The sequence below is a fragment of the Nonomuraea sp. NPDC005730 genome (genome assembly GCF_040630865.1).
In the GTDB taxonomy this organism is placed as follows: Bacteria; Actinomycetota; Actinomycetes; order Streptosporangiales; family Streptosporangiaceae; genus Nonomuraea.
Map to the genome: position 1 here is coordinate 127,822 of NZ_JBEXYK010000008.1, position 24,267 is coordinate 152,088.

At 68.7% G+C, this 24,267-nt stretch carries 23 protein-coding genes; 20 read left to right on the forward strand and 3 right to left on the reverse strand.

Annotation, left to right across the window (positions count from 1 at the left end):
- Positions 1-54: 54 nt before the first annotated feature.
- The 13 genes from rpsP to ABZ444_RS13820 all read left to right on the forward strand — a co-directional run bounded on the left by rpsP (position 55) and on the right by ABZ444_RS13820 (position 10,950).
- Positions 55-504: a 30S ribosomal protein S16 gene (rpsP, locus tag ABZ444_RS13760; RefSeq protein ID WP_357995443.1), complete on the forward strand. Its 450-nt coding sequence runs from the start codon at positions 55-57 to the stop codon at positions 502-504.
- 1 nt (position 505) lies between these two features.
- Positions 506-751, forward strand: coding sequence for an RNA-binding protein (locus ABZ444_RS13765; protein ID WP_020546537.1), 246 nt, complete (start codon positions 506-508; stop codon positions 749-751).
- A 74-nt stretch (positions 752-825) separates the two neighbouring features.
- Positions 826-1,326, forward strand: a complete 501-nt coding sequence (gene rimM / locus ABZ444_RS13770; RefSeq protein ID WP_357995445.1) for a ribosome maturation factor RimM — start codon at positions 826-828, stop codon at positions 1,324-1,326.
- Positions 1,326-2,105: a tRNA (guanosine(37)-N1)-methyltransferase TrmD gene (gene trmD, locus ABZ444_RS13775; RefSeq protein WP_357995447.1), complete on the forward strand. Its 780-nt coding sequence runs from the start codon at positions 1,326-1,328 to the stop codon at positions 2,103-2,105. Before rimM ends, trmD begins: the two co-directional genes overlap by 1 nt.
- A 137-nt stretch (positions 2,106-2,242) precedes the next feature.
- Complete coding sequence (gene rplS, locus ABZ444_RS13780; RefSeq protein WP_357707128.1) at positions 2,243-2,605, forward strand: 50S ribosomal protein L19; 363 nt, start codon at positions 2,243-2,245, stop codon at positions 2,603-2,605.
- 142 nt (positions 2,606-2,747) lie between these two features.
- Positions 2,748-3,605 carry a signal peptidase I gene (lepB, locus tag ABZ444_RS13785; protein ID WP_357984150.1) on the forward strand — a complete coding sequence of 286 codons (858 nt, stop codon included), beginning with the start codon at positions 2,748-2,750 and terminating at the stop codon, positions 3,603-3,605.
- A complete protein-coding gene (gene lepB, locus ABZ444_RS13790; protein WP_352330985.1) occupies positions 3,605-4,201 on the forward strand; it encodes a signal peptidase I in 597 nt (198 codons plus the stop codon). Before lepB (ABZ444_RS13785) ends, lepB (ABZ444_RS13790) begins: the two co-directional genes overlap by 1 nt.
- A gap of 50 nt (positions 4,202-4,251) precedes the next feature.
- Positions 4,252-4,920, forward strand: coding sequence for a ribonuclease HII (locus ABZ444_RS13795; protein ID WP_357984156.1), 669 nt, complete (start codon positions 4,252-4,254; stop codon positions 4,918-4,920).
- Positions 4,921-4,959: 39 nt separating this feature from the next.
- Positions 4,960-5,283 carry a DUF2469 domain-containing protein gene (locus tag ABZ444_RS13800; protein ID WP_026215037.1) on the forward strand — a complete coding sequence of 108 codons (324 nt, stop codon included), beginning with the start codon at positions 4,960-4,962 and terminating at the stop codon, positions 5,281-5,283.
- Positions 5,284-6,379: 1,096 nt separating this feature from the next.
- Positions 6,380-6,733: a YraN family protein gene (locus ABZ444_RS13805; protein WP_357984159.1), complete on the forward strand. Its 354-nt coding sequence runs from the start codon at positions 6,380-6,382 to the stop codon at positions 6,731-6,733.
- Positions 6,734-8,275, forward strand: a complete 1,542-nt coding sequence (locus tag ABZ444_RS13810) for a YifB family Mg chelatase-like AAA ATPase (protein WP_357995449.1) — start codon at positions 6,734-6,736, stop codon at positions 8,273-8,275.
- Between the two features lie 91 nt (positions 8,276-8,366).
- On the forward strand, positions 8,367-9,620 hold the full coding sequence (dprA, locus tag ABZ444_RS13815; protein WP_357995451.1) for a DNA-processing protein DprA: 1,254 nt from the start codon (positions 8,367-8,369) through the stop codon (positions 9,618-9,620).
- A gap of 445 nt (positions 9,621-10,065) precedes the next feature.
- Complete coding sequence (locus ABZ444_RS13820; RefSeq protein ID WP_357995605.1) at positions 10,066-10,950, forward strand: tyrosine recombinase XerC; 885 nt, start codon at positions 10,066-10,068, stop codon at positions 10,948-10,950.
- Positions 10,951-12,362: 1,412 nt separating this feature from the next.
- Here the strand turns inward: ABZ444_RS13820 and ABZ444_RS13825 are convergent.
- Complete coding sequence (locus ABZ444_RS13825; RefSeq protein WP_357995453.1) at positions 12,363-13,778, reverse strand: M23 family metallopeptidase; 1,416 nt, start codon at positions 13,776-13,778, stop codon at positions 12,363-12,365.
- Between the two features lie 171 nt (positions 13,779-13,949).
- Between ABZ444_RS13825 and ABZ444_RS13830 the strand changes: the two genes are divergently transcribed.
- Complete coding sequence (locus ABZ444_RS13830) at positions 13,950-15,185, forward strand: GNAT family N-acetyltransferase (protein WP_357995455.1); 1,236 nt, start codon at positions 13,950-13,952, stop codon at positions 15,183-15,185.
- A 490-nt stretch (positions 15,186-15,675) separates the two neighbouring features.
- On the opposite strand, the gene ABZ444_RS13835 is transcribed toward ABZ444_RS13830, so the two are convergent.
- The gene (locus ABZ444_RS13835) at positions 15,676-16,998 is read right to left on the reverse strand and encodes an MFS transporter (protein WP_357995457.1); all 1,323 of its coding nucleotides are present in this window, start codon (positions 16,996-16,998) and stop codon (positions 15,676-15,678) included.
- A 169-nt stretch (positions 16,999-17,167) separates the two neighbouring features.
- Here ABZ444_RS13835 and ABZ444_RS13840 point away from each other — a divergent pair, with 169 nt between their 5' ends.
- The 6 genes from ABZ444_RS13840 (at position 17,168) to ABZ444_RS13865 (ending at position 23,195) form a co-directional block, all read left to right on the forward strand.
- Positions 17,168-17,782, forward strand: a complete 615-nt coding sequence (locus ABZ444_RS13840) for a winged helix-turn-helix domain-containing protein (RefSeq protein ID WP_357995459.1) — start codon at positions 17,168-17,170, stop codon at positions 17,780-17,782.
- Positions 17,783-18,024: 242 nt separating this feature from the next.
- The gene (gene rpsB, locus ABZ444_RS13845) at positions 18,025-18,969 is read left to right on the forward strand and encodes a 30S ribosomal protein S2 (protein WP_357995461.1); all 945 of its coding nucleotides are present in this window, start codon (positions 18,025-18,027) and stop codon (positions 18,967-18,969) included.
- Positions 18,970-20,019: 1,050 nt separating this feature from the next.
- The gene (tsf, locus tag ABZ444_RS13850) at positions 20,020-20,853 is read left to right on the forward strand and encodes a translation elongation factor Ts (protein WP_357995463.1); all 834 of its coding nucleotides are present in this window, start codon (positions 20,020-20,022) and stop codon (positions 20,851-20,853) included.
- 145 nt (positions 20,854-20,998) lie between these two features.
- On the forward strand, positions 20,999-21,697 hold the full coding sequence (pyrH, locus tag ABZ444_RS13855) for a UMP kinase (protein ID WP_221762026.1): 699 nt from the start codon (positions 20,999-21,001) through the stop codon (positions 21,695-21,697).
- Positions 21,698-21,740: 43 nt separating this feature from the next.
- Positions 21,741-22,298, forward strand: a complete 558-nt coding sequence (frr, locus tag ABZ444_RS13860) for a ribosome recycling factor (RefSeq protein WP_352350337.1) — start codon at positions 21,741-21,743, stop codon at positions 22,296-22,298.
- A gap of 57 nt (positions 22,299-22,355) precedes the next feature.
- Positions 22,356-23,195, forward strand: a complete 840-nt coding sequence (locus tag ABZ444_RS13865; protein ID WP_357984190.1) for a phosphatidate cytidylyltransferase — start codon at positions 22,356-22,358, stop codon at positions 23,193-23,195.
- Here ABZ444_RS13865 and ABZ444_RS13870 read toward each other — a convergent pair.
- Positions 23,175-24,197 carry a suppressor of fused domain protein gene (locus ABZ444_RS13870; protein ID WP_357984194.1) on the reverse strand — a complete coding sequence of 341 codons (1,023 nt, stop codon included), beginning with the start codon at positions 24,195-24,197 and terminating at the stop codon, positions 23,175-23,177. The genes ABZ444_RS13865 and ABZ444_RS13870 overlap by 21 nt on opposite strands.
- Positions 24,198-24,267 lie beyond the last annotated feature (70 nt).

Sequence of the window (24,267 nt, forward strand, 5' to 3'; positions counted from 1 at the left end):
CCCACTCGATGAGGTGCCGTTCACCCACGCTCGAATGCAGGAGAGACCACACCAGTGGCAGTCAAGATCAAGCTCAAGCGGCTCGGCATGATCCGCAACGCTCAGTACCGAATCGTCGTCGCCGACAGCCGCACCAAGCGTGACGGCCGGGCGATCGAGGAGATCGGCCTGTACCACCCGAAGGAAAACCCTTCGCGCATCGAGGTCAACGCCGAGCGTGCGGCCTACTGGCTGGGTGTCGGCGCGCAGCCGACCGAGCCGGTGCTCAAGCTGCTCAAGCTCACCGGTGACTGGCAGAAGTTCAAGGGCGAGGCCGCCCCGGCGCCGATGCTGGTCGCCGAGCCCGCGCCCGACCGTCACGCCCTCTACGAGGCCGCGGCCAAGGAGGCGCTGTCCGGTGGCGACACCGGCACGGCCGCCACCACGGCGCCCAAGCGTGCCAAGAAGAAGGAAGAGGCTGAGGCCGCCCCCGCCGCCGAGACCCCGACCGAGGGCGAGGGCTGACGTGCTCGAGGAGGCTCTCGAGCACCTCGTTAAGGGCATCGTCGAACATCCTGACGATGTCCGGGTCCGCGCTCGCCGCATTCGCAGCGGGCGCGTCCTGGAGGTCCGGGTGCACCCCGAGGACCTGGGCAAGGTCATCGGACGCGGCGGGCGCACCGCCAAGGCGCTGCGCACCGTTGTGAACGCCCTGGCCGACGGGAAGTACGTACGGGTCGATCTGCTCGACCTGGACGAAGCAGTCCGTTAGCGTCAGGAATTCGCGCCCTCATCGGTCCTGAAAGGCCTGATGGGGGCGCTTGCGTTAGGAGAAGGTGGTTTTACGTGCAGCTGGTCGTCGGCCGGATAGGCCGTCCGCACGGTGTACGCGGCGAGGTGACCGTGGAGGTGCGCACCGACGATCCCGAGCTGCGCTTCGCCGAGGGCATGGCCGTCGTGACCGACCCGGCGAGCGCGGGGCCGCTCGTGATCGAGGGCCGCCGCTGGCACAAGGGCGTGCTGCTGATCGCGTTCGAGGGCGTTCACGGCCGCGACGCGGCCGAGGAGCTCCGGGGCACCATGCTGGTCATCGACTCCGCCGAGGTGGAGTCGTCGGACGACCCGGACGAGTTCCACGACCACCAGCTGGTCGGGCTGGCGGTGGAGACCGTGTCGGGCGAGCCCGTCGGCGAGGTCACCGACGTGCTGCACCACGGCCAGGACCTGCTGGTCGTACGCCGGCGCGGGCAGGACGACGCGCTCATCCCGTTCGTGAAGGCCCTGGTGCCCGAGGTCGATCTGACGGGCGGGCGCCTGGTCGTCGACCCGCCAGAGGGCCTGCTGTGATGCGCCTCGACATCATCTCCATCTTCCCCGAGTACTTCGCCCCGCTCGACGTCTCGCTCATCGGCAAGGCGCGCGAGCGCGGCACCCTCGACGTACGCGTCCACCAGCTCCGCGACTGGGCGTACGACGTGCACAGGACGGTCGACGACACGCCGTACGGCGGCGGTCCCGGCATGGTGATGAAGCCCGAGGTCTGGGGCGAGGCCATCGACTCGGTGATCGGCGACGGCGCGCCGCGGGTCATCGTGCCGACGCCGAGCGGGCGGCCGTTCACCCAGGAGCTGGCCCAGGAGCTGGCCGCCGAGCCGTGGCTGCTGTTCGCCTGCGGGCGTTACGAGGGCATCGATTCGAGGGTCATGGCCGACTACGGCGCCCGGCTGCGGGTCGACGAGGTCAGCATCGGCGACTACGTGCTGGCCGGCGGCGAGGTCGCGGTGCTGGTGATGGTCGAGGCCGTCGGCAGGCTGCTGCCCGGCGTGCTGGGGAACGCCCAGTCCGCCGTGGACGACTCCTTCGCGCCGGGTTCGATGCAGAACCTGGTCGAAGGCCCGGTCTACACCAAGCCGCCGGTCTGGCGCGGGCACGAGGTTCCCGCGGTGCTGCTGTCCGGACATCACGGAAAAGTCGCCCGATGGCGACGGGACGAGGCGCTCCGGCGTACGGTGCGGAACCGGCCGGAACTGGCGGCGGCGCTCGATCCCGAGACGCTCGACAAGCACGACAGGAAGCTGCTGGACGAGCTCTCGTTTCGCGTCCGGCCGGAAGATGTGGCAAACTGAATCGCTGCCGACCATCACACGGTTGGTCCGTCATGCCCGGGTAACGGTCCCGGGTTCATCAAATCAGCAAGCGTGTCCGCCGCGAGCTTCGGCCGGGTGGACCTCCGCGTGCTCGCGAGGACTTGAGGACAGCTCTCATGCACACGAAGATCCAGGAGCTCGAGAAGGCGACCCTTCGGAGCGACGTCCCGGCGTTCCGCCCCGGTGACACGCTCGAGGTCCACGTACGAGTCGTCGAAGGCAACCGCTCCCGTATCCAGGTCTTCAAGGGCTTCGTGCTGCGCCGGCAGGGCAGCGGCGCCCGCGAGACCTTCACGGTCCGCAAGGTCAGCTACGGCGTCGGCGTCGAGCGCACCTTCCCGGTGCACAGCCCGGTCATCGAGAAGATCGTGCTCGTGACCCGCGGTGACGTGCGTCGCGCCAAGCTCTACTACATGCGCGACCTGCGCGGCAAGGCCGCCCGCATCCGCGAGAAGCGCGAAGCAACGCCCGCGAAGTAACCCCAATCTTTTCCGAAAGGCCCGTGCACCGCACGGGCCTTTCGGCTTTGCGGGGCCATTTCCTTTATGTGGAGCGACTCGTGCGTGGGTGTAACGTCGGTCGAGGCTTGTCGAGCCGTTCCATCATCTAGGCTCGTCAGCGATGACAAGCGAAGACCAGGAGTACGGCGCTTCGCGCCGCCCTGTCGAGGACGAGGTGGACGTGGTCGCCGAAGAGACTCAGAAGCCGGCAAAGGGCGACAAGGAGAAGAAGGGGTCGTTCTGGAAAGAACTCCCCGTTCTTGTCGTTGTGGCCCTCGTGCTGGCCCTGATCATCAAGACGTTCGTGATCCAGGCCTTCTACATTCCGTCGGAGTCCATGGAGAACACCCTGCTCAAGAACGACAGGGTCCTGGTCAACAAGCTCGTCTACCACACCCGTGACATCGAGCGCGGCGACGTGGTCGTCTTCTCCGGCGTCGACTCCTGGGACGGCGAGTTCGAGGTCGAGGAGCCGTCCAACCCGATCGCGGCCTTCTTCCGCTGGGTCGGCACGGCCTTCGGCGTCGTCCCCGGCGAGAAGGACTACATCAAGCGGGTCATCGGCGTGGGCGGCGACCACGTCAAGTGCTGCGACTCCAAGGGCCGCATCACGGTCAACGGCACGGCCATCGACGAGGAGAGCTACCTCTATCCGGGCAACGTGCCGTCCGACAGGTTCTTCGACATCACCGTGCCGCCCGGGCGGCTGTGGGTGATGGGCGACCACCGTTCCGTCTCGCTCGACTCCCGCTCGCACACCGGCGACCAGGGCGGCGGCTCGATCCCCGAAGGTCAGGTCATCGGCCGGGCCTTCGTGATCGTCTGGCCGTTCAACCGGGCGGGCGTGCTGTCCATACCCGACACCTTCGCGCAGCCCGCGCTCCAGGCACTCGGAGGCGCCGTACCGCTGGTGGCCGGGTTCGGGCTGGCCGTACCCTTGGTCCTGGTTCGTCGGCGCCGGTTGGGGAGGAAGCGCTGATGGCCGTCACCAAGAAGGCGGAGGGCGTGGCCAAAGAGAAGAAAAAGGGCGGTTTCCGGGAGACCGTCCTGCTGCTGGTGCTCGGCGTGGGCATCGCGCTGTTGCTCCAGGCGTTCGTGATCGGGTCGTTCTACATCCCGTCGGAGTCGATGGAGAACACCCTGCTCATCAACGACCGGGTCTTCGTCAACAAGCTGGCGGGCGATCCAGAGCGCGGCGACATCGTGGTCTTCAAGGGCTGGCGCACCGGCGAGGACACCATCAAGCGGGTCATCGGCGTCGGCGGCGACAAGGTGGTGTGCTGCGACTCCAAGCACCGCATCAGCGTCAACGGCACGCCGCTCGACGAGGAGTCCTACCTCTACCCCGGCGACTTCGGCGGCGGCGACAAGTTCAGCGTCACCGTCCCGGCCGGCAAACTGTGGCTGATGGGCGACCACCGCACCGCCTCGGCGGACTCGCGCGCCCACATGGACGAGCCCGGCGGCGGCTTCATCTCCGTCGACGACGTGATCGGCAAGGCGGTCGTCCGCTACTGGCCGCTGTCGCGCGGCTACCTGTTCTCCACGCCCGAGACTTTCGACAAGGTCAAGTAAGGGGCTTTCGGTCGCGGTTTGCGGCGAATGGGGCGTACGCTTCGAGTGTCATGACAGTTGCGTTCCGCCCTCGACCGAGCGTCGTCCGGCGCGATTCCGGACTCTACGCCTATGAGCGGGCGCTGGCCCGCCGTGGGCTGACCCCGATCGCCGGGGTCGACGAGGCGGGCCGCGGCGCCTGCGCCGGGCCGCTGGTCGTCGCGGCCGTCGTCCTGCGCAGGGAGATCGACGGTCTCGGTGACTCCAAGTTGCTGTCCCCGCTGGTGCGCGAGCGCCTGTACGACCGCGTCATCGCCACCGCCCACGTGGGCGTCGTGGTGATCCCGGCCGCCGAGATCGACGCCCGGGGGCTGCACAGGAGCAACATCTCCGGAATGCGGCGGGCTGTGGCGCAGTTGCCATGTGATCCGGAGTACATCCTCACGGACGGCTTCCCGGTGCCCGGCATGCCCGCGCCGTCCCTGGCGGTGTGGAAGGGGGATCAGGTGGCCGCCTGCGTGGCGGCCGCGTCGATCGTGGCCAAGGTGACGAGGGACCGCCTGATGGTCGAACTGGATCGAAGGTTCCCTCAGTACGGTTTCGCCGAGCACAAGGGGTATGTCACGCCAGGACACCGTTTGGCACTGGAGAGACATGGCCCGTGCCCCGAACACCGTTACTCCTTCGTCACGGTGGCCAGGGGCATGGGTGAAAATGAGATGGGGGCCGGGGTTGCCTGAGCAGGCGAACCGGGGGACCGGTACGACAGGAGGACCGCGATGAGCGCAGAGGATCTCGAAAAATATGAGACCGAGATGGAGCTGCAGCTTTACCGCGAATACCGCGATGTCGTCGGTTTGTTCACATACGTCGTCGAGACTGAGCGTCGTTTCTACCTGACCAACTCGGTCGACCTCGACGTCCGTACGGCGGAGAACGGCGACGTCTTCTTCGATGTGAAGATGCAGGACGCCTGGGTGTGGGACATGTACCGGCCGGCGCGGTTCGTGAAGAACGTGCGGGTGGTCACGTTCAAGGATGTGAACGTGGAAGAGCTGGCCAAGGCCGACCTGGAGATGCCCAAGGAAGGGTTCTCGGGGTAGGTCCGCCGTTAAGGCGAGGGCCGATGGGGGCGGCGGGTGTTCTTGGTACGTCCGGCGGCGGCGTGCCGGGGTCGGGTCCGCTGGTGATCACACCTGGGGTTCCAGGTTCTGGTGTTGCGCGTGACGCCGCAGCCACCCTCATCGGGGCACTCATTGCTGAGTGGCTACAGGTCTCCGGACGTGCTGTTGCTGGTTACCAACGCCTGTTCCCATCGGCCCCATGCCCAGCACAATGCGCACCCCTGCGCACATATGCACTGCCCACCTGCCCACCTGCCCATCCGCACGCTGAGCGCTGCCTGCTGCACGGCTGGGCACCGCCTGCTGCTTGCTGGGCACTGTGGGCACACGCTGGGCACTGTGGGCGCACGCTGGGCGCCGTCAGCGCACGCTGGGGCGTCATCCGGCCTGCGGTGAGTCGTCGTCGAACGCGCGGTGGGTCGCCTGGCATGTGGGGAGCATTGGCCAGCTCAGAGTAGCCGCGCCTGGCCCGCGATGAGCGTTGGCGGCCAGCTCAAGATAGGCGTCATCCGGCAGCGCAGGCGTCTGCCCGCCTCCTGCCATGTGCTGTCGCCATGTGCTGTCGCCATGTGTCGCCCCGCCACGTGTCACCTCCTTTCACGTGCTGCCCGCCTCCCGCTATGTGCCGCTTCGTGCGATGCGTTACGCGCGTCCTACCAATACCGTCGCCGTCAGCCGTCCGCATCGCTTCAGGGGCGCCGCGGAGGGCCGCAGGAGGCAGGGGGCGCAGTGGGTCGCAGGGGCCGCAGGGCTCATGGTGCGGCATCGCCCCCTGCGCTGTGCAGCGGCCGGCTTTCGCGCCACGGCGAGCCGTCCCCGCAGGACCGGCACACCGCACATTGCGCCTGATCACACAGCGTCTCGTTCTGTTTCCCCGGTACGGGAGCGCGGGTGTCGCGGGCGTCGCCCCTCGATGACCCGGCAACGGGCATCCGTTGCGAGGAGTTATCCACAAGCCGCCGCCCTGCTCTCCCGGCTATCCCCAGAATCCCGTTCGCCTCCGCCTGCTCTCCCCGCCATCCGCCAAGGTCGGTGACCGAACACCACACCGACGACGGACGAAGGGACGCCCCACATGGCCCCGAAAGACGAGCTCGGCAAAGAAGGCGAGCACCTGGCCGCGATCTACCTCGAAGCCAAGGGGATGACGATCCTCGAACGCAACTGGCGCTGCCGTCGCGGCGAGATCGACATCATCGCCATGGACGGTCAGGTTCTGGTGGTCGTCGAGGTCAAGACCAGATCGAGCAGATCCCACGGCACAGCCTTGGAGTCCGTGAACCACACCAAACTGGCGCGGCTCCGCATGCTGGCCGCCAAATGGCTGTCGGCGCAGTCCCGGTCCTTCGAAGCCGTGCGCATAGACGTGATCGCCCTTGAGCGCTTCGCGGGCAACTTCGCCCTGCGTCACATACGGGGGGCGATCTAGATGGCCGTGGCCCGGACCCGGAGCGTCGCGCTGGTCGGCGTGAGCGGCCGCAGCGTCGAGGTGGAGGCCGACGTGGGCAACGGCCTGGCCGGCATCCACCTCATCGGCCTGCCCGACACGGCGCTCAGCGAGGCCCGCGACCGGGTGCGATCCGCCGTGGTCAACAGCAGCTACCCATGGCCGGACGCCCGCATCACCGTCAGCCTCTTCCCCGCCAGCCTCCCCAAGCGCGGATCCCAGTTCGACCTGGCCATCGCCATGGCCATCCTGGGAGCCGCCGGAGTCGTCCCGGCGGAACGCATCGCCGAGCCCTTCTTCCTGGGCGAGCTCGGCCTCGACGGCCGCATCAGGCCCGTACGCGGAGTGCTCCCGTCCATCCTCGGCGCAGCGGCCGCGCACGAAGACGCCACGATCATCGTCCCGTCGGAGAATGCGGGGGAAGCCGGCCTGGTCCCCGACGTGAACGTGGTCCCGGTGGCTCACCTGCGCCAGCTGGTCGAGTGGCTCCGCAAAGGCGACAAGCCACCCGAACCCAAGGTCGATGACCGCGTCGACACGCCCAAGCCCGTGTCCCAGCCCGCCGTCGACCTGGCGGACGTCGTCGGCCAGCCCGTGGCCCGCCGAGCGTTGGAAGTGTGCGCGGCCGGCGGCCACAACCTGTGGATGGTAGGGCCGCCCGGCACCGGCAAGACCCTGCTGGCCGAACGCCTTCCCACCCTCCTGCCGGACCTGGAGCTCGACCACGCCCTGGAGGTCACGGCCATCCACTCCGTCGCGGGGTTGCTGCCGCCCGACAGTCCCATGGTCAACCGTCCGCCGTTCGTCAGTCCCCACCACACGGCGACGGCGGCCGCCATCATCGGTGGTGGCAGTACGGTCGTCCGTCCGGGAGCGGTCTCCCTCGCGCACAGGGGCCTGCTGTTCATGGACGAGGCCCCCGAGTTCCCTCGTCACGTCCTCGACTCGTTGCGGCAACCGCTGGAGTCGGGGCGCGTCACGGTGTCCAGATCCGCGGCGTCGGTCACGTTCCCCGCCCGGTTCATGCTGGTGCTTGCCGCCAACCCGTGCCCCTGCGCCCAGGCCGACGACCAGGTCGGCGCAACCTGCCGCTGCTCGCCCACCACAAGACGCCGGTACCTGGGCCGGCTGTCCGGCCCCCTCCTCGACCGCATCGACATGAAGGTCACGGTCGCCCGGTCGTCCAGGCGTGAGCTCCTGGCCGACCGCCACTTCGTCGAATCCAGCGAAACAGTGGCCGAACGTGTCCTGCTGGCCCGCGAACGCGCCGTGAAGCGCCTGGCCCACACCCCTTGGCGGACGAACGCCGAGATTCCTTCCTCCGTCCTCCACGCCGAATTCCGTCCGTCCGATGCGGCGATGAAGCCCATGACCTCCTGCCTCGACTCGGGCTCCCTCACCGCCCGCGGCCTCGACCGCACGCTGCGCGTCGCCTGGACCCTCGCCGACCTCGTCGGCAAGGACCGCCCGGAAGAAGACGAGACCACCGCAGCCCTCGGCTTCTGGCTCGGAGTACGACCATGACCCCGGCCATCCACCTGCACACGAACCCGCCCATGAAGATCACCAGGAGGCCACTGTGATTAGTCCAGAGCATGAGGCACGTGCGGCCCTCATGCGAGCCGCCGACGTGGGCGACACGGCCATGGGCCGTCTGGTGGCGCACCTCGGTGCGTCCGGAGCGGTGGAGGCGATCCGCGAGCGCGCACTGCCACCGGCCTTCACCGCCCAGGAGTCCCGGCAGGAACGTCCGTGTGACCTGTCGGGGCGGCTGAACGCCTGGTTCCTCCGGCTGGCGGCGTCGAAACCCGCCGCCGATCTGGAGGCCGGCGAGAAGCACGGAGCCAGGCTGATCGTCCCCGGCGACCCCGAATGGCCCACGCAACTGGACCATCTCGGCCCGAGCCGCCCCCTCGGCCTCTGGTTGCACGGCACGGCCGATCTCCGTTTCGCCTGCCTGCAGTCCGTGGCAGTCGTAGGAGCCCGAGCCGCCACCCAGTACGGCTTGCACATCGCGGCCAACTTCGGCATCGGCCTCAGCGAAGCGGGCTGGTCCGTCGTCTCCGGCGGCGCCTACGGCGTGGACGGTGTGGCCCACAAGGGCGCCCTGCTGGCCGGCTCACCCACGGTGGTCGTGCTCGCCTGCGGAGTGGACATCTGCTACCCGAGCGGCCACCAGGACCTCTTCGCCCAGACCCGCGAGCAAGGCGTCGTGATGAGCGAATGCCCGCCCGGCGTCCATCCCACCCGCGCCCGCTTCCTGATCAGGAACCGCCTCATCGCCGCGCTGACCAGAGGCACGGCTGTCGTGGAGGCAGCCCTCCGCAGCGGCGCCCTGAACACTGCCGGCCACGCGCTCACTCTCAACCGGCACCTGGGCGCCGTGCCCGGGCCCACCACGTCCGCGTTGTCGGCCGGATGTCACAAACTCCTGCGCGAACGCAAGGCGGTCTGTGTCACCACTCCGGAGGAGATGATCGAACTCGTCGGCGTCATGGGCGACGACCTGGCTCCGCAGACCCGACCGCCCATCGTCCCCCGCGACGGTCTCAGCGAATCCACCAAGAGAGTCCTGGACGCCATCCCCACCCGCGGCGGCGCCGGTCCGGCATCGATAGCGGTCTCAGCAGGCGTCAGCATGGACATCACGCTGAGCGCCCTGGGCGGTTTGGCCGCAGCCGGATACATAGAACGAGCGGGCGGAGGTTGGCGCCTCCGCAAAACCACATCGAGCTACCCGAAAGCGCCCGAAACCATGGCCCTGGCCCCGCCCCCGGCCAACGAAGCCCCAGCCACAGACCCTCCGCCACCTGCAGAAGACGACACCCCACCCCCACCCCACCCCGAAGAACTCGCCACCTCTACCTGACCAACCCTTCCGGCGTAGCGGCATGCACCCCAGCCGATGTGACAGCCACCATGACCCAGGTGGCGAGTTCATGGGGTGAGATGGTGGGGGAAGGGGGGCATGGGGGCGATCGAAATGACTGACATGTGGGCAGCGCGACGCGCAACCAAGCCGCAGCCGGCGTCCGCGCCGCGCCTTGCCCGGCCGCGCGGACGGACGTTCGGACGGTTGAGCGTGCACCGCTCCCATGGCGACTCCGAAGCATCGGGCAGCACAGCAGTGACACAAGTGGCAGATGTTCGCGCGGACAGTGGGTGAAGCCTTGAACAACGACCTCAACGACAGCCTGAACCGCGACCCGAATCACGACCTGACCCCCGACGTGACCCCCGACGTGACCCCCGACGTGAATCGTGACCTGACTCCCGACCTGACCCCCGACGTGAACCCTGATGTGAACCGTGACTTGAATGCCGACGAAGTGCTTGCCGAGTTCGAGAGGTATCTGCGGTTCGAGCGAGACCTTTCCCCACACACAGTGCGTGCCTATCTCTCCGACATCACCGCCCTCCTCGACCACCTCCGTGGACGGCTTGACGGCTTGGACATCAGCGAGTTGCGAGGCTGGCTGGCCGACCAGCACAGTGCAGGCAAGGCAAGAGCCACGCTGGCTCGCAGAACGGCCTGTGTCCGTACCTTCACCGCGTACTGCCACCGCCGGGGTTGGCTGGCCGCCGACCCCGGCCTGTTGCTCGGCAGCGCAAAGGCACCCCGTCCCTTGCCTGCCGTGCTCGACCAGGAGCAGGCGCAGACCGTCCTGAACGCGCCCCCCTCCACCGGCGACCCCAAGGACTTTCGAGACCAGGCTCTCCTGGAGCTCCTGTACGCCACGGGTGTGCGTGTGGGTGAGCTCTGCGCGCTCGACGTCGATGACGTGGACCGGGACCGGCATGTCATCAGGGTCATGGGCAAGGGGCGAAAGGAGCGTTCCGTGCCGTTCGGGCTACCAGCGCTTCGGGCTCTGGACCGATGGTGCATCAACGGGCGTCCCATCTGGGTTCGGGAACGCTCCGGGCCGGCCCTCTTCCTCGGAGTCCGTGGCGGCCGGATCGACGCCGGCACCGTACGACGGGTGGTGCACGCGCGGCTGGCCCAGACCGAGGGTGCCCCGGACATGGGCCCGCACGGACTGCGGCACACCGCGGCGACTCACCTGCTCGAAGGGGGAGCAGACCTGCGCAGCGTCCAGGAACTACTCGGTCACGCCTCCCTCAACACAACCCAGATCTACACCCACGTCTCGATCGACCGCCTCCGCACCGCATACCGCCAAGCCCACCCCCGCGCCTGACCACAGACGCCAGAACGTCGTTGCCTCCCATGACCAACCCCTCGCTGCCCGACTGAGCGGCAAGGGCCACAAGATGTCGAAGCAAGCGCCTACGAGGCAGAAGGGCCCAGCCGAGCCCGCCTCCCATCGACGCGACGGCCCATGACCTGATGCCACGCCCGCCCGGGAACCCGACGGTGTGACGACACGGCAGTGGCCTCGATGCGTGAGGCATGTGAAGGGGCGAGGGGCAATGAGGCGAAGAGCATGTTCCTGCCGCGCAGGCCGTGAGGATCCACAGTGAGGAGCGAGAGACTGGCGGCGACCACCTGACCGACGGTTGCTCTGCCGGATGGGAGCGCGCGGGAGGCATCGGTGGCGTGCAGTTCCTTGGTTGAGGACCGGATGCTCCTGGCTGTCGCCGGTTTGCTGGACATGCCAGATCACCTATCGTCATCCCAAAGCACGACGCGTCTCTATCCGGCCCCTCCGCTAAGGAGCGGAGAACGAAGGATCGCGCACGACAGCGTCGCGGACGGTAGAGGAACGAAGCCACTCCGGCGTGGGAGGGCGTATCTGAGGACATGGTCTCCCGCCAGGGTCCAGTCCTCAGTCCTCGCCCGGGTAAGTCCCCGCCCCTCCAGAGGGCGCAGGCTCCGGCGCGGGTCCAGTACCCGCCCGTGTGAGTCCCCGCTGCGCTCGGTCCCCATGCCGGACGAGCTTCCCATTACGGCGGAGAGAAGCGTCTCGCGTACAGGGGAGCGGTGGCCACGCGGCGACTGTGTTGACCTACGGCGGCCATGAGCTGCGTAGTCGCGTAGTCGCCATTCACATGGCGCGGGTGCAGTGCGCCGCTACAGGCAACCACAACCACACATGGCGCTGGCGCCCTATGCGCTGTGTGTAGGCCGCAACTTGGTGGTGCGGCCCTGGTGCACCGAATTTCGGTTCCTGGCCCGGCGGTGATGGTGCAAAGGAGCCGAGGGCTCGAAGGCGCGAAGTGCGGAGAGTTCAGAGACGGTTGTCGGCGTGCGGGCGTGCGGGCGTGCGTGCGGAGGTGCGGAGGTGCGGAGGTGCGGAGGTGCGGAGGTGCGGGCGTCGGGCGTGCGGCGCGTCAGGCGTCGGCGGTGGGCGGTGGGTGATCGGCGGTGGGTGGCGGGTGGCGGGTGGTGGGCGGTGGAGTGGCTGCGGGCGACACAAGGCGCCGGGGGTAAGTCACGACCTGGTCCGGTTCGCAGGCGTACGTATGTCCCGATGAGGCTTGCGGTAGTGGTCACCCAGTTGCGGTGAATGGGCAGCTTGGTTGCTTAGACGATCTTCTGGATGTGGGTGGATTGCCGGTGTGGGGCTCGTGTCGTGAGCTTGGAGGGCTTCGGTTGGGTGTCGGGGGTTGAGGGCTTGAAGAGGGAGTTTCTGAGGGTGGCTTGGGAGGGTCAGGAGGAGCGTCGTGAGGGTGGGGTGGGGCGTCTGTGGACCCCTTCCGATCTTGGGGGTTTGCGGTGTTGGCCGCTTCTTGAGCCGTAGTGCTTCTTGTGGGGGCGTCGGCGGCGGCGTAGGGCCGTGATCAGGAGGGCGGCGCCGAAGAGGGTGCCCAGTCCGATTGCTGGGGCTGCTGACAGCGAAGCTCCACGTGTCAGGAGTCGGAGGACGGCTGGGAGGGGCCTGGCGGGGTCGCGAGTCGGGTCATGCCGCTGCTCGGAGGTTCTGGCTGAATCGTCGCGGAGGGGAAGGTCGCTGGAACGCGTCTCCGGGCGCGAGGGGGTGACTTCAGGGGTGATGAACGGGGTCTCGGGGTTCGGCTCCGAGGTGAGGGCAAGTGCCTGCAGGACGGTGGAGTAGGGGGATGGCAGCGCGTTACGTGGGGCCGAGGTTGAGTCATGGTGCGCGAGAACTGTGAGCAGGGGCGGGGGGAGGGGGACGAGAAGCGGGGGTGGAGGAGGCATGGGGGCGTTGGGGAGCAGGTTCCGTGCCAGCGGAACAGACGGGTTCAGGAGCGGAAGTAGGGACGGGTTCGGGCGGTAGAAGGCGGCGGACAGGCTGGTGAGCAGGGGAAGGGTGGGTGGGGTTGAGGTGCTGCGTGCAAGGGCCTCCGAGGGGGTGAAGGAGACGTCGAGGGGTGCTTCGGAGGGGTCGATGGGGACAGTGAGAGGCGCTTCGGAAGGCTCGAAGGGGTAGGCAAGGGGTGTTTCGGAGAGAGTTTTGGGGGCCGGAGGCAGCAGGGGTGGGGTGATCGGGGGCGTGCCGGACGTGGGCCAGATGGGGAGGAGGCGGATGGGGGTGTGGCCCAGGAGGAGAAGAGGGTCCAGGTAGCGGGCGCTTTGGATCAGGCCCCAGTGCAGGCATGACTCCTGGCAGTGGCCCTGTGCGGCTTGTACGACACCCAGACGGCTGCCCATCGTGATCTGCTCACCTCGCTTCACCAATGCGCTGATCGGCAGGTACGTCGTTCGGAGGCCGCCTGGGTGGTCGATGGTGACGACTCCTCTTCCGCCTACTGGGCCTGCGTAGCGGACGGTGCCAGAGCCTGCGGCCAGGACGGGCGTGTCGGCGGCGGCGGCCAGGTCTACGCCTCGGTGTCCGGCCAGCCATGGAGCGGAGGGCGGGGCGAAGCGGCGCAGGATGCGGGGGCTGCCGTCCAGTGGCCATCGCCAGGCCGGCGGGGCGGCCTTCGCCAGCGGAGCCGGGGTGGCGATGGTCGTGAGCATGATCGCCGTCGCGAGCACGACCAGGGAGATCACGGCACGGCGAGCCACGTTCTGCGTGCGGGGTCTCGGCGGTGGTGGTGCTGAGCGAGTGGGCATGGCGGGAAGGCAAGGGGGCATGGCGGGGAGGCGTGGGCGAGGGGGCATGGCGGGGAGTCTCGCCGGGAGCGGCCTGCGGAGGCAGAGGCGAGCGGGATTCTGTGGACAGAGAAGGCGGCGGGGAGTCTCCTGTGGACAAGCCGCCTTGTGCCGAGCCCCGCCGCCCGCCCGGTGGAAATCCGATGGACGAGGTCATCCGGGCGATGCGAGAGTCCCACCGTGAGCCCGACCGCAGCCTCCGTCACACCCGTCCCGCTGGCCGACGGTCTCGTCCTGCGGCGGGCACGGCCTGCGGACCTCGATCAGATCAGCGCGCTTCTCACCGAACGTGGCGACTCGGCCGACGCCCTCGACCACCGGTTGGTCGTCTCGGACCCCGACGCCGGCTGGTCCGCCTGTGCCGTGGTCGTGGATGGAGACCGGGTCGTGTCCACCGCGACGCTCCTTGACGAGGAAGTGCGCATCGGCGGCATCCGCCTACCCGCCGGTCAGGTCGAACTGGTCGCCACCGACCGCGAATACGAAGGACGCGGACTCGTACGGGCGCTCATGCGATGGGCCCACGAGCGCTCCGCCGCCCGCGGTCACGTCGTTCAGGTGATGATCGGGATCCCGTACTTCTACCGGCTGTTCGGCTACGAGTACGCCATCGACATACCGTCGGCGCTGACCGTGCACACGCCACCGGCCGGTGAGGGCACGCCCGCACTTCGCGCCGCCCGGCCCGCCGACATCCCCGTCATGGCAGCTCTGCAGGACATGGCTCAGGACCGGTTCGACGTTGCCATGCCGCATTCGGCGGCATGCTGGCGATGGCTGCTGGACCACCAGGCGAGCACCTCCTGGGTCCTGGAGCACGCCGGCACCGTCATCGCCACCGGACGCACCACGCCCCCCGACGACGAAGTGCTGCTGGCCGAGGCCGCCGCCGCCAACGAGACCGCGGCCCGCGACCTGCTCCGTGCCGTCGTCGCTCAGTTCCCCGGGAGCGAGCTGAAGGTCGTCCATCGGGCCGGATCCGTGACTGCCACCGCCTGGCAGGAGTACCTCGACCACGAACCGGGGAAGCGGGCGGAGCAGTACTACGTGCGCATTCCGGACGTCCCGGTGCTGCTCGACCGCCTGCGGCCGCTGCTCTGGCAGCGCCTCACCGCAGAGGGGACGGACCGCACCGGCGATGACATCGTCATCTCCACCTTCGGCGCCCATCACCGGATCCCCGTCGGCGCCGATGGCCTCGGTGAGGTCGTCACCGGCGGCCCGATGCAGAGACCCGGATCCGTGAAGGGCGTCGGAGTGGCCCCCGACCACCTGCCCGCCTTGTTGTTCGGCCCGCACGGGATCGAGGGGCTGACGCGGATCCGGCCCGACGTCTACACCGGGGAGGAAGAACTGTTCCAGGCGCTCTTCCCGCCGCTCACCGCGGATCTGCTCAGCTACTACCTGCCGTATTAGGCCTGTTCCAGCCTCAGGTCACTGTCCGGCGGAGCTCGGTCGTCTGTCCGTCCCGGGTCAGGCGGGGTGATCTGACGTACTACGTTCCTGACCGCGCAGGCAGCTGAACGGCGTGATCTGGCGCGATATGGCCGAGTGCTGCGGCTCCTGATCGAGCATCAATGGCCGCTTCCGGCGGTGGCTGCTCACGGGCGGCTTCAGGACGTTGATGAGGCAGATGGGCGCCGGTGCAGGGCAGGGCGATCTTTGTCCGGTCCGGGGACGGGCCGCCCCAGTGACGGTGACCGCCGGCGCCGAGGTGGAGGTGGAGGCATGCACGAGAGGCCCCGGGGAGTCGTAGGCCGTGAGGGCTCTAGCTGCAACCGTAAGGACCGGTGCAGACGCTGCGGGCGTGCGTGCGGTCGGCGGGGAGGAGAGCGGTGTGGTGGCGGCAGAAGCCAGATGCTATTGGTCCGTGTGGATGGAGTGTGGGGTCTGGGGGTTGCGGTGGCTAGATGACTGAGTGGCGCTTGGACTCGATCAGGTGGGTCAGTGCCTGGGGGAGGGGGTTCTGAGGGGGCGGGGGCGGGGTGTGGGTGACCTGGGGGCGGTTGGGGCGTAGGGGGGAGAGCCAGATCCAGAGGCTGCTCAGGGCGATGCCCGCCGCGCTGATGAGGATGACCGGGCGCAGGCCCACGAACTCGGCCAGTACGCCGCCGGTCAGGCCGCCGACGGCCAGGACGCCCTGTACGGCGAAGGTCATGGTGGCGTTCACGCGGCCGCGGAGGGCGGTGGGGGTGTCGCGGAGGGTGATCACGCCCATGCAGGTGGAGAAGGCGACCACGATGACGCCGGTCATGACGCCCGTCAGGCCGAGGACCGTCAGCTTCACCCAGAGGGGGCCGGTCAGGAGGCCGACGGCGAGGATGTCCAGCGGGAAGAACAGGACCGCGACGAGCAGGATGCGGTTCTCGCCGTAGCGCTTGGACAGGCGGGAGGTGAGCCAGGCGCCCAGGAGGCCGCCCACGCCGCTCAGTGCCGTGAGGAAGCCGATCATTCCCTTGGGGATGTCGAGCGTGTTGACCATGTAGAGCATGTAGACGGCGATGTAGGCCATGGCGAAGAAGTTGATCGTCACGCCGGCGCCCAGGACGGCTCGGAGCGTGGGGTGGGTGAGGCTGGTTCGCAGGCCCTCGACGATGTCCCGCCACATGCTGGACGAGCGGGTGGGCTGGTTGTGCTCCGGGGTGCGGATCGAGCGGAGCAGGAGGGCGGAGGCGAGGAAGGACAGCGCCTCGGCCAGTACGGCGAACGGCGCGGTGAGCGTCTGGACCAGGAGGCCGGCCAGGCCGGGGCCGCTCACGGAGGCCACCGAGTACGAGGCCTGGAAGCCGGCCATGGCCTCGGTGCGCTGCGAAGGGTCCACGACGGCGGCTATGTAGGGAAAGTTGGCGGATTTGAAGATGACGCCGGCCGTACCGATGACCAGGGCCACGATGACCAGCCAGGGCACGGTGAGGACACCGAACAGCCAGGCCAGCGGGACGGTGGCGGCGGCGGCGCAGGAGACGAGCTCGCAGGCGATCATCAGCGGGCGGTGCCGGGTGAGGCGGTCGGCGATGGCGCCCGACTGGAGGCCGAACAGCAGGGCGGGCAGCGGGGCGGCGGCGGTCAGCAGCCCCATCTCGGTGGGTGAGGCGGTCAGCAGTGTGATGGCGGTCAGGGGGACGGCCAGCTTGGAGACCTCCGAGCCGGTGATCGAGATCGTGCGGGCGCTCCACAGCAGGCGGTAGTCGCGCTGTTTGCGAAGGGGGAGCGGGGGCGTCGTGTCCATGCTGGGGGTCTCCGGTGGCGAGTTCGGGCCAGGTGGGCTTGAAGGGGTGCCGGCTGAGAGGAGCGCGGATAAGGCGGGAGATGTGAAAGGAAGACTTCATAAGTATGAAGGGATCCCTTCAGAGTTGTAAAGGGAATGCTTCATATCTCTCGCCGGGTACCTTTGGCACATGACGCAGGACATGGAGGGGCTCAGCGATCCCAAGATGATGCGGGCGCTGGCTCACCCGGCGAGGCTGTTGATCCTCAACCGGCTCGGCGTGGAGGACAGTGCCACCGCGACCGAGGTGGCGGAGATCGCGGGGATCACGCCCAGCGCAGCCAGCTATCACCTGCGCATGCTGGCCAAGTACGGGTTCGTCGAGGACGCCCCGCCCAGAGGGGACGGACGCGAACGGCTGTGGAGATCGACGCACAAGCCGTTCAGCGTGGGAGTGCTTCCGGACGATCAGCCGGAGGTCCGTGACGCCAAGACCCTGTTGATCAAGGCGTTCCGCAAGGAGGCCGGCGACGAGGCCGACCGGGCCCTGGCCGGGATCGAACACGACACGGACGAATGGCGCGACGCGACGCGCTTCAGCCGTACCCGGATCAGGGTCGACGCGAGCGAGCTGGGACGGCTGAGCGCGGAGATCGAGAAGCTTCTGGAGCCGTACATCGCGCACCAGCGCAGCCAGGAGGACGCGCCGAGCGGGGCCAGGATCGCGGAGGCACAGATCAACCTCTTCCCGATCGCATCCAGGACGTCGCCCGGGTTGCCCACGGAGGACCACGATGTGGGGTGAGCCGTACCCGGTATGTCGGTTTGACCTCCGACGGTCAGCCTGGGGCGGTGTGGGAGGTAGACTTTTCGATGGCCTGTGGCAACAGGCCGACTTCGCATGCCCCGTTGCGGACCGCACCCTCGGTCCGGGCCTCGGCCCGGCTGGAGCGGTTTTGGGGCATCAGGGCGGTAGACAACGCGCTGCCGCGGCACAACCGAGAACTGCGCCCATCCGCAGGGCGCCCAGACCTGGAGGACCATCACATGGCCCCCGTCGTCACCATGCGACAGCTGCTCGAGAGCGGCGTTCACTTCGGCCACCAGACCCGCCGGTGGAACCCGAAGATGAAGCGCTTCATCTTCACCGAGCGCAACGGCATCTACATCATCGACTTGCAGAAGTCGCTGTCGTACATCGACCGTGCCTACGACTTCGTCAAGGAGACCGTCGCCCACGGCGGCACGATCCTGTTCATCGGCACCAAGAAGCAGGCTCAGGAGGCCATCTCCGAGCAGGCCGCGCGGGTCGGCATGCCGTACGTGAACCAGCGCTGGCTGGGCGGCATGCTCACCAACTTCTCCACCGTGCACAAGAGGCTTCAGCGTCTGAAGGAGCTCGAGGAGCTCGACTTCGACAACGTCGCCGGCTCGGGGCTCACCAAGAAGGAGCTCCTCATGCGCCGTCGCGAGAAGGACAAGCTCGAGCGCACGCTCGGCGGCATCCGTGACATGGGCCGCGTGCCCAGCGCGGTGTGGGTCGTGGACACGAAGAAGGAGCACATCGCGATCAGCGAGGCCAAGAAGCTTGGCATCCCGGTCGTCGCGATCCTCGACACCAACTGCGACCCCGACGAGGTCGACTACCCGATCCCGGGCAACGACGACGCCATCCGCGCCGTCGGCCTGCTCACCAGGGTCGTCGCCGACGGTGTCGCCGCCGGTCTGATGGCTCGCTCCGGCGCCGCCCGCGGTGACGAGAAGCCGGCCGCCGCCGAGCCGCTGGCCGAGTGGGAGCGCGAGCTCATCGAGCAGGGTCAGGCCGCCGAGGCCGCTCCTGAGGCCGCTCCCGAGGCCGCCGCCGAGGAGGCCCCCGCTGCCGAGGCTCCGGCCGAGGAGGCCCCCGCTGCCGAGGCTCCGGCCGAGGAGGCGCCCGCCGCCGAGGCCGCTCCGGCTGCCGACGCGACCCCCGAGTCCGAGCCGCAGGCCTGAGACACGGCCGCCGGGCCCGGGCGTGAGGCCGGGCCCGGTGCAGGCGCCGGCTCCGCGCCGCAGGTCGTCATCGACCGCGGTGCGGGGCGGGCAGCCGGCCGATCGAGGGTGAGCGGAACCCAGGTCCTGCGCGGGCCGAGGTTGTGAAGGGCAAGGCCGAGGTCCTGCGCGGGCTGAGGCTTGGTAGGGCAAGGTACGCGTCTCGACTGGGCAAACGGCCGAGCCGGGACGGCAAGCCGGGCAGGACGGCACCCCGCGGAGGCGATAAGTCAAGGCAGGGTGGCCATCGGGCCGAGGCGGTCAGCCAAGGCAGGACGGCAGTCGGGCTGAGGCGGTAAGCCGAGGCAGGGTGTCGACCAGGCTGAGGCGGACAGCCAAAGCAAGGTGGCGATCAGGTCCGGGCGGTAGGCCAGGGCCGGGGTATCGGAAACCGAGGCGGTGAGCCGAGGTGGATGACCATCGGGCCGGAGCGATAAGCCGAGCCTGGCTGGGCAGTATGCCGAGCGAGGCGGAGCGGAGCTCCACCGGCGGAGCCCGTCCTGCTGAGCGGAGACCTGGGCGCAAGCCCGGGCCCGAGCGGAGTCCGTGCCCAGGCCGGACGAAGCCCGAGCCCAGACCAAGCCCAGCTACGAGCAAAGGTCCCGGAGGAAGCCGGACGGGCCAGGTGAAAGCCGGGCCAGTCAGGCGAAAGCCGAAAGGCCGGGCAGAAGCCCAGCCGGTCGGACGGGAGTTCGGCGGGTTGGATGGAAATCCGGGCCGGTTGGGCGAGGGCCGGGTCGGTCGGATGGGAGTCCGGCTGGTCGGGAGGGAGTCCGGCGCAAGGGCGCCCTCCGAACCAGACCCGGGCACGACCGTCCGAGCACAACCCGACACGACCCGGCACCACCGCTTGAGACCGCGCAAGACCGAGGCAGAACGCACGACCCGCGCACGACCCGCGCACGACAAGGCCCTGGTGCGGCACGCGCTTGCCGTACCGACCAGGGGCGGGCGCCCAGGGCGTCCACCCCGATCCACGACGACGACGAAATCCCACAAGGAATAAGAGCAATGGCTTCCGTGAACATGGCCGACGTCAAGCGGCTTCGCGAGATCACCGCTGCCGGCATGATGGACTGCAAGAAGGCGCTCGAGGAGTCCGACGGCGACTTCGACCGCGCCATCGAGCTCCTGCGCCTCAAGGGCGCCAAGGACGTGGGCAAGCGCGAGGCCCGTACGGCCTCCAACGGCCTCGTCGCGCTCCAGCAGGACAGCGACTCCTCCGCCGCTCTTCTCGAGCTCAACTGCGAGACCGACTTCGTGGCCAAGGGCGAGCGCTTCCAGGAGCTGGCCGCCGGTGTGGTCGCGCACATCCTGGCGAGCAAGCCCGCCGACGTGGCGACGCTGCTCGACTCCTCCTTCGGCGGCAAGTCCGTCAAGGAGCACCTGGACGAGGCCAACGCCGCGCTCGGTGAGAAGATCGAGATCCGCCGCTTCGCCGTGCTCGAGGGCGGCTACATCGGCGCGTACATGCACAAGACGGACCCGGCGCTGCCGCCGGCGGTCGGTGTGCTCGTGCAGCTCGACAAGCCGAACGCCGAGGTCGCCAAGGACATCGCCCAGCATGCCGCGGCGATGGCCCCGCAGTACCTCAAGGCCGAGTCCGTCCCCGCCGAGGTCGTCGAGAAGGAGCGCAAGCTCTTCGAGGAGATGACCCGCGAGGAGGGCAAGCCCGAGGCCGCCATCGGCAAGATCGTCGAGGGTCGCGTCAACGGCTGGTACAAGGACTTCACCCTGGTCCAGCAGGCCTTCGTGAAGGACAACAAGAAGAGCGTGGGCAAGTACGCCGAGGAGAACGGCGTCGAGGTGCTCGCCTTCGTCCGATTCAAGGTCGGCCAGGCTTAGGCTTGAGCGAACTGCCTGCCCAGAGTTCCACCCAATGAAGGAGGCCGCCGCCGTGCAGGACCACCGGGAGTCAGCCCACGAATCCACACGGACGGCGGCTTCCTCATCACCCAGCCCGCAGGGTCCACTGAGGTGGAAGCGGGTGATGTTGAAGCTGTCAGGCGAGGCGTTCGCCGGAGACGACCCACTGGGCATCGACCCGGGCGTCGTCGACCACCTGGCCGACTCGATCACCGAGGCCGTGCGCGAGGGCGTGCAGGTCGCGGTCGTGGTCGGCGGGGGGAACATGTTCCGCGGCGCCACCCTGTCCCAGGGCGGCATCGACCGTGCCAGGGCCGACTACATGGGCATGCTCGGCACGGTGATCAACTGTCTGGCGCTCCAGGACTTCCTGGAGAGGCGGGGCGTCGAGACCCGCGTCCAGACGGCCATCACCATGCAGCAGGTCGCCGAGCCCTTCCTGCCGCGCCGCGCGATCAGGCACCTGGAGAAGGGCCGCGTGGTCATCTTCGGGGCGGGTCTCGGCTCGCCGTACTTCTCCACCGACACCGCGGCGTCGCAGCGGGCCCTGGAGATCGGCGCCGAGGCGCTGCTCAAGGGCACGCAGGTCGACGGGATCTACGACTCCGACCCGCGCAAGAACCCCGACGCGGTCCGGTTCGACCATCTTGACTACGGCGAGGTGCTGCTGCGCGACCTCGCGGTCATGGACGCGACCGCGATCAGCCTGTGCAAGGACAACGATCTGCCGATCGTGGTCTTCGACCTGATGGGCGAGGGCAACATCCTGCGAGCGGTACGCGGTGAGAAAATCGGCACGCTGGTGAGTCCCGCAGGCAAATGAGGGAGCTAGCCCGACACCGCCAGCTAGTAGACAGGGAGCCGCTGTGATCGACGAAACCCTCCTCGAAGCCGAGGAAAAGATGGACAAGGCCGTCTCGGTCGCGAAGGAAGACTTCGCGACCATCCGGACCGGCCGGGTCACCCCCGCGATGTTCAACAAGATCAATGCGGAGTACTACGGCACTCCGACACCGGTGCAGCAGTTGGCCTCGTTCCACCTGCCCGAGGCGCGCATGGTCATCATCCAGCCCTTCGACAAGAGTGCGATGGGCGCGATCGAGAAGGCCATCCGCGACTCCGACCTCGGCGTCAACCCGACCAACACCGGCGACGTGATCCGCGTGACGTTCCCGGAGCTGTCCGAGGAGCGCCGCAAGGAGTACATCAAGGTCGCCAAGAACAAGGGCGAGCACGCCAAGGTGTCGATCCGGAACATCCGTCGTACGGCCAAGGAGGCCCTCGACAAGATGATCAAGGACGGCGAGGCGGGCGAGGACGAGGTCCGTCGCGCGGAGAAGGAACTCGACGACCTCACCCAGAAGCACGTCGCCAAGATCGACGAGCTGCTCAAGCACAAGGAAGCCGAGCTGCTCGAAGTCTGAGCGGCACGCCTCGCGGCCCTCGCCGGAAGGCGGGGGCCGTGGCTATGGAGAGTGTCTGTGGAAGAACGTACGGCCGGCACCGGCCCGGACGGCGGCAGCCGTACCGGAAGGAACCTGCCGGCCGCGATCGCGGTGGGTGTGGGGCTGGGTGCGCTGGTCCTCGGTACCCTCTACACGATCAAGGAGCTCTTCCTCCTGGTGATCGTGGTGTGCGTCGGCGTGGGCGTGCTGGAGCTGACCAAGGCGTTCGCCACGCGTGGGATCAAGGTCCCGGCCGTCCCCGTGCTCGCGGGGCTGGTGGCGATGCAGGCCGGGGCGTACTGGGGCGGGCCGTTCTGGCTGCTGGGGGCGTTCGCGGTGTTCGCGTTCGTGCTGCTGGTCTGGCGGATGTTCAGCGACGGCACCGACGGTTACGTACGCGACGGCACGGCCTCGGTGTTCACGTTGTTCTACCCGGCGATGCTGGCGGCGTTCGCGGCGTTGCTGCTCGCGCCGCCCGACGGCCGCGACCGGGTGCTGATCTTCATCGCGGTGACCGTGGCCAGCGACATCGGTGGATACGTCGCGGGTGTGCTGTTCGGCAGGCACAAGATGACGGTTATCAGCCCGAAGAAGACCTGGGAGGGTTTCGCCGGCTCGGTGATCGCTTGCACGCTGGTCGGCGGCTGGCTGGTGACCTGGTTGCTGGACGGCCCGCTCTGGCTGGGCGCGCTGATCGGGGCGCTGGCGGCGCTGCTGGCGACCGTGGGCGACCTCATCGAGTCGATGATCAAGCGGGACCTCGGCATCAAGGACCTCGGCACGATTCTGCCGGGGCACGGCGGCCTGATGGACCGCCTCGACTCGCTGGTGACCACGCTGGTGCCGGTCTGGCTGCTACTGACGCTGTTCCTCTAGCGCCTCCGTCGTGACGGGGGTGAGCCACAACCACCGTACGGCCTCCCCGCCGAACGCAAACCCCGACATGTCCGGCATGTCGGGCGGGTCGGCTCGCATGAGGACCCCCGAGTACTGCGACCCCAGCGGGAACGTCGAGGGCTCGTGGTACCACTTGGCCGTGTGCCCGTGGCCGAGCCAGGTCACCGAGTGCCACGGATACTGGGCCAGCCACACCAGCAGCAGCGCCGCGTCCCGGGGGTCGTCGTGGGTGGCCACGGCCAGCTCGATCCGGGCGTAGGCGTCGGGGCGGTCGATCCACTGCTCGACGGTCGGCATGCGCTGGCAGCTCATCCCCACCGTGGACAGCACGGTCGGCTCGCGGCCCTCGTACGGGGGGCGTTCGGTGATGCCGACGGTCGGCAGGCGCTCGCCGCTGGCGTCCCAGTAGCGGCCGGCCGGGCCGAGCACCCGGTCGAGATGTCCCATGACGAACTGCTGGAACGACGGCCACGACCCCTCGCCGTGCCGCCAGCGCCAGTAGGACGTGGCGTTGGAGATACGCGGCCGCAGCCCCTCCAGCGCCTCCGACAGCGCCCACGCGAACGGCGACTCGCCCACGGCGTCACGGGCGTAGCCGGGCATGCCCCTGCTCATGTCGGCCCAGCCGGGGATGACCGCGAGCAGGTCGTCGTCCTCGTAGAGCGCGACGCCGTCGCCCTCCTCGAACCACAGGGCGGACAACTGGCCGAGCGGCCTGCGTCCCTCGGGGTGCGTCGTGTTGCCCCTGGGCATCAGCGGGGGCAGGCCGGAGTTGATCCGGGCCAGATCGACCACGGACGGGGCCGGCCGGTGATTGGCCAGCCAGACCGCTCCGTGGACGGCGCCCTCGGGCGAGCACAGGTAAGCTACCGAGGAGTCCTCGTCCCGCTCGACCACGAGCGTGCGGCTGCCGTAGGGGTTACCGGCGGCGAGGACGACCTCGGTCCCACCCTCGCCAGATGCCGACCGGAAAATCGCCATACGAGATGACTGTAGATCGGGCGGTGACCCTGACGCGAGCCGTACCGTGATCAGGAATGCCTCCTCCGCG

What these genes read in the sequence shown, in the direction of transcription:
- trmD (WP_357995447.1), top strand. Translation starts at nt 1,326, where the DNA reads ATGCGCCTCGACATCATCTCCATCTTCCCCGAGTACTTCGCCCCGCTC.
- rplS (WP_357707128.1), top strand. Translation starts at nt 2,243, where the DNA reads ATGCACACGAAGATCCAGGAGCTCGAGAAGGCGACCCTTCGGAGCGAC.
- lepB (WP_357984150.1), top strand. Translation starts at nt 2,748, where the DNA reads ATGACAAGCGAAGACCAGGAGTACGGCGCTTCGCGCCGCCCTGTCGAG.
- lepB (WP_352330985.1), top strand. Translation starts at nt 3,605, where the DNA reads ATGGCCGTCACCAAGAAGGCGGAGGGCGTGGCCAAAGAGAAGAAAAAG.
- ABZ444_RS13795 (WP_357984156.1), top strand. Translation starts at nt 4,252, where the DNA reads ATGACAGTTGCGTTCCGCCCTCGACCGAGCGTCGTCCGGCGCGATTCC.
- ABZ444_RS13800 (WP_026215037.1), top strand. Translation starts at nt 4,960, where the DNA reads ATGAGCGCAGAGGATCTCGAAAAATATGAGACCGAGATGGAGCTGCAG.
- ABZ444_RS13805 (WP_357984159.1), top strand. Translation starts at nt 6,380, where the DNA reads ATGGCCCCGAAAGACGAGCTCGGCAAAGAAGGCGAGCACCTGGCCGCG.
- ABZ444_RS13810 (WP_357995449.1), top strand. Translation starts at nt 6,734, where the DNA reads ATGGCCGTGGCCCGGACCCGGAGCGTCGCGCTGGTCGGCGTGAGCGGC.
- dprA (WP_357995451.1), top strand. Translation starts at nt 8,367, where the DNA reads ATGCGAGCCGCCGACGTGGGCGACACGGCCATGGGCCGTCTGGTGGCG.
- ABZ444_RS13825 (WP_357995453.1), bottom strand. Translation starts at nt 13,778, where the DNA reads ATGCCCCCTCGCCCACGCCTCCCCGCCATGCCCCCTTGCCTTCCCGCC.
- ABZ444_RS13835 (WP_357995457.1), bottom strand. Translation starts at nt 16,998, where the DNA reads ATGGACACGACGCCCCCGCTCCCCCTTCGCAAACAGCGCGACTACCGC.
- ABZ444_RS13840 (WP_357995459.1), top strand. Translation starts at nt 17,168, where the DNA reads ATGACGCAGGACATGGAGGGGCTCAGCGATCCCAAGATGATGCGGGCG.
- rpsB (WP_357995461.1), top strand. Translation starts at nt 18,025, where the DNA reads ATGGCCCCCGTCGTCACCATGCGACAGCTGCTCGAGAGCGGCGTTCAC.
- tsf (WP_357995463.1), top strand. Translation starts at nt 20,020, where the DNA reads ATGGCTTCCGTGAACATGGCCGACGTCAAGCGGCTTCGCGAGATCACC.
- pyrH (WP_221762026.1), top strand. Translation starts at nt 20,999, where the DNA reads ATGTTGAAGCTGTCAGGCGAGGCGTTCGCCGGAGACGACCCACTGGGC.
- ABZ444_RS13870 (WP_357984194.1), bottom strand. Translation starts at nt 24,197, where the DNA reads ATGGCGATTTTCCGGTCGGCATCTGGCGAGGGTGGGACCGAGGTCGTC.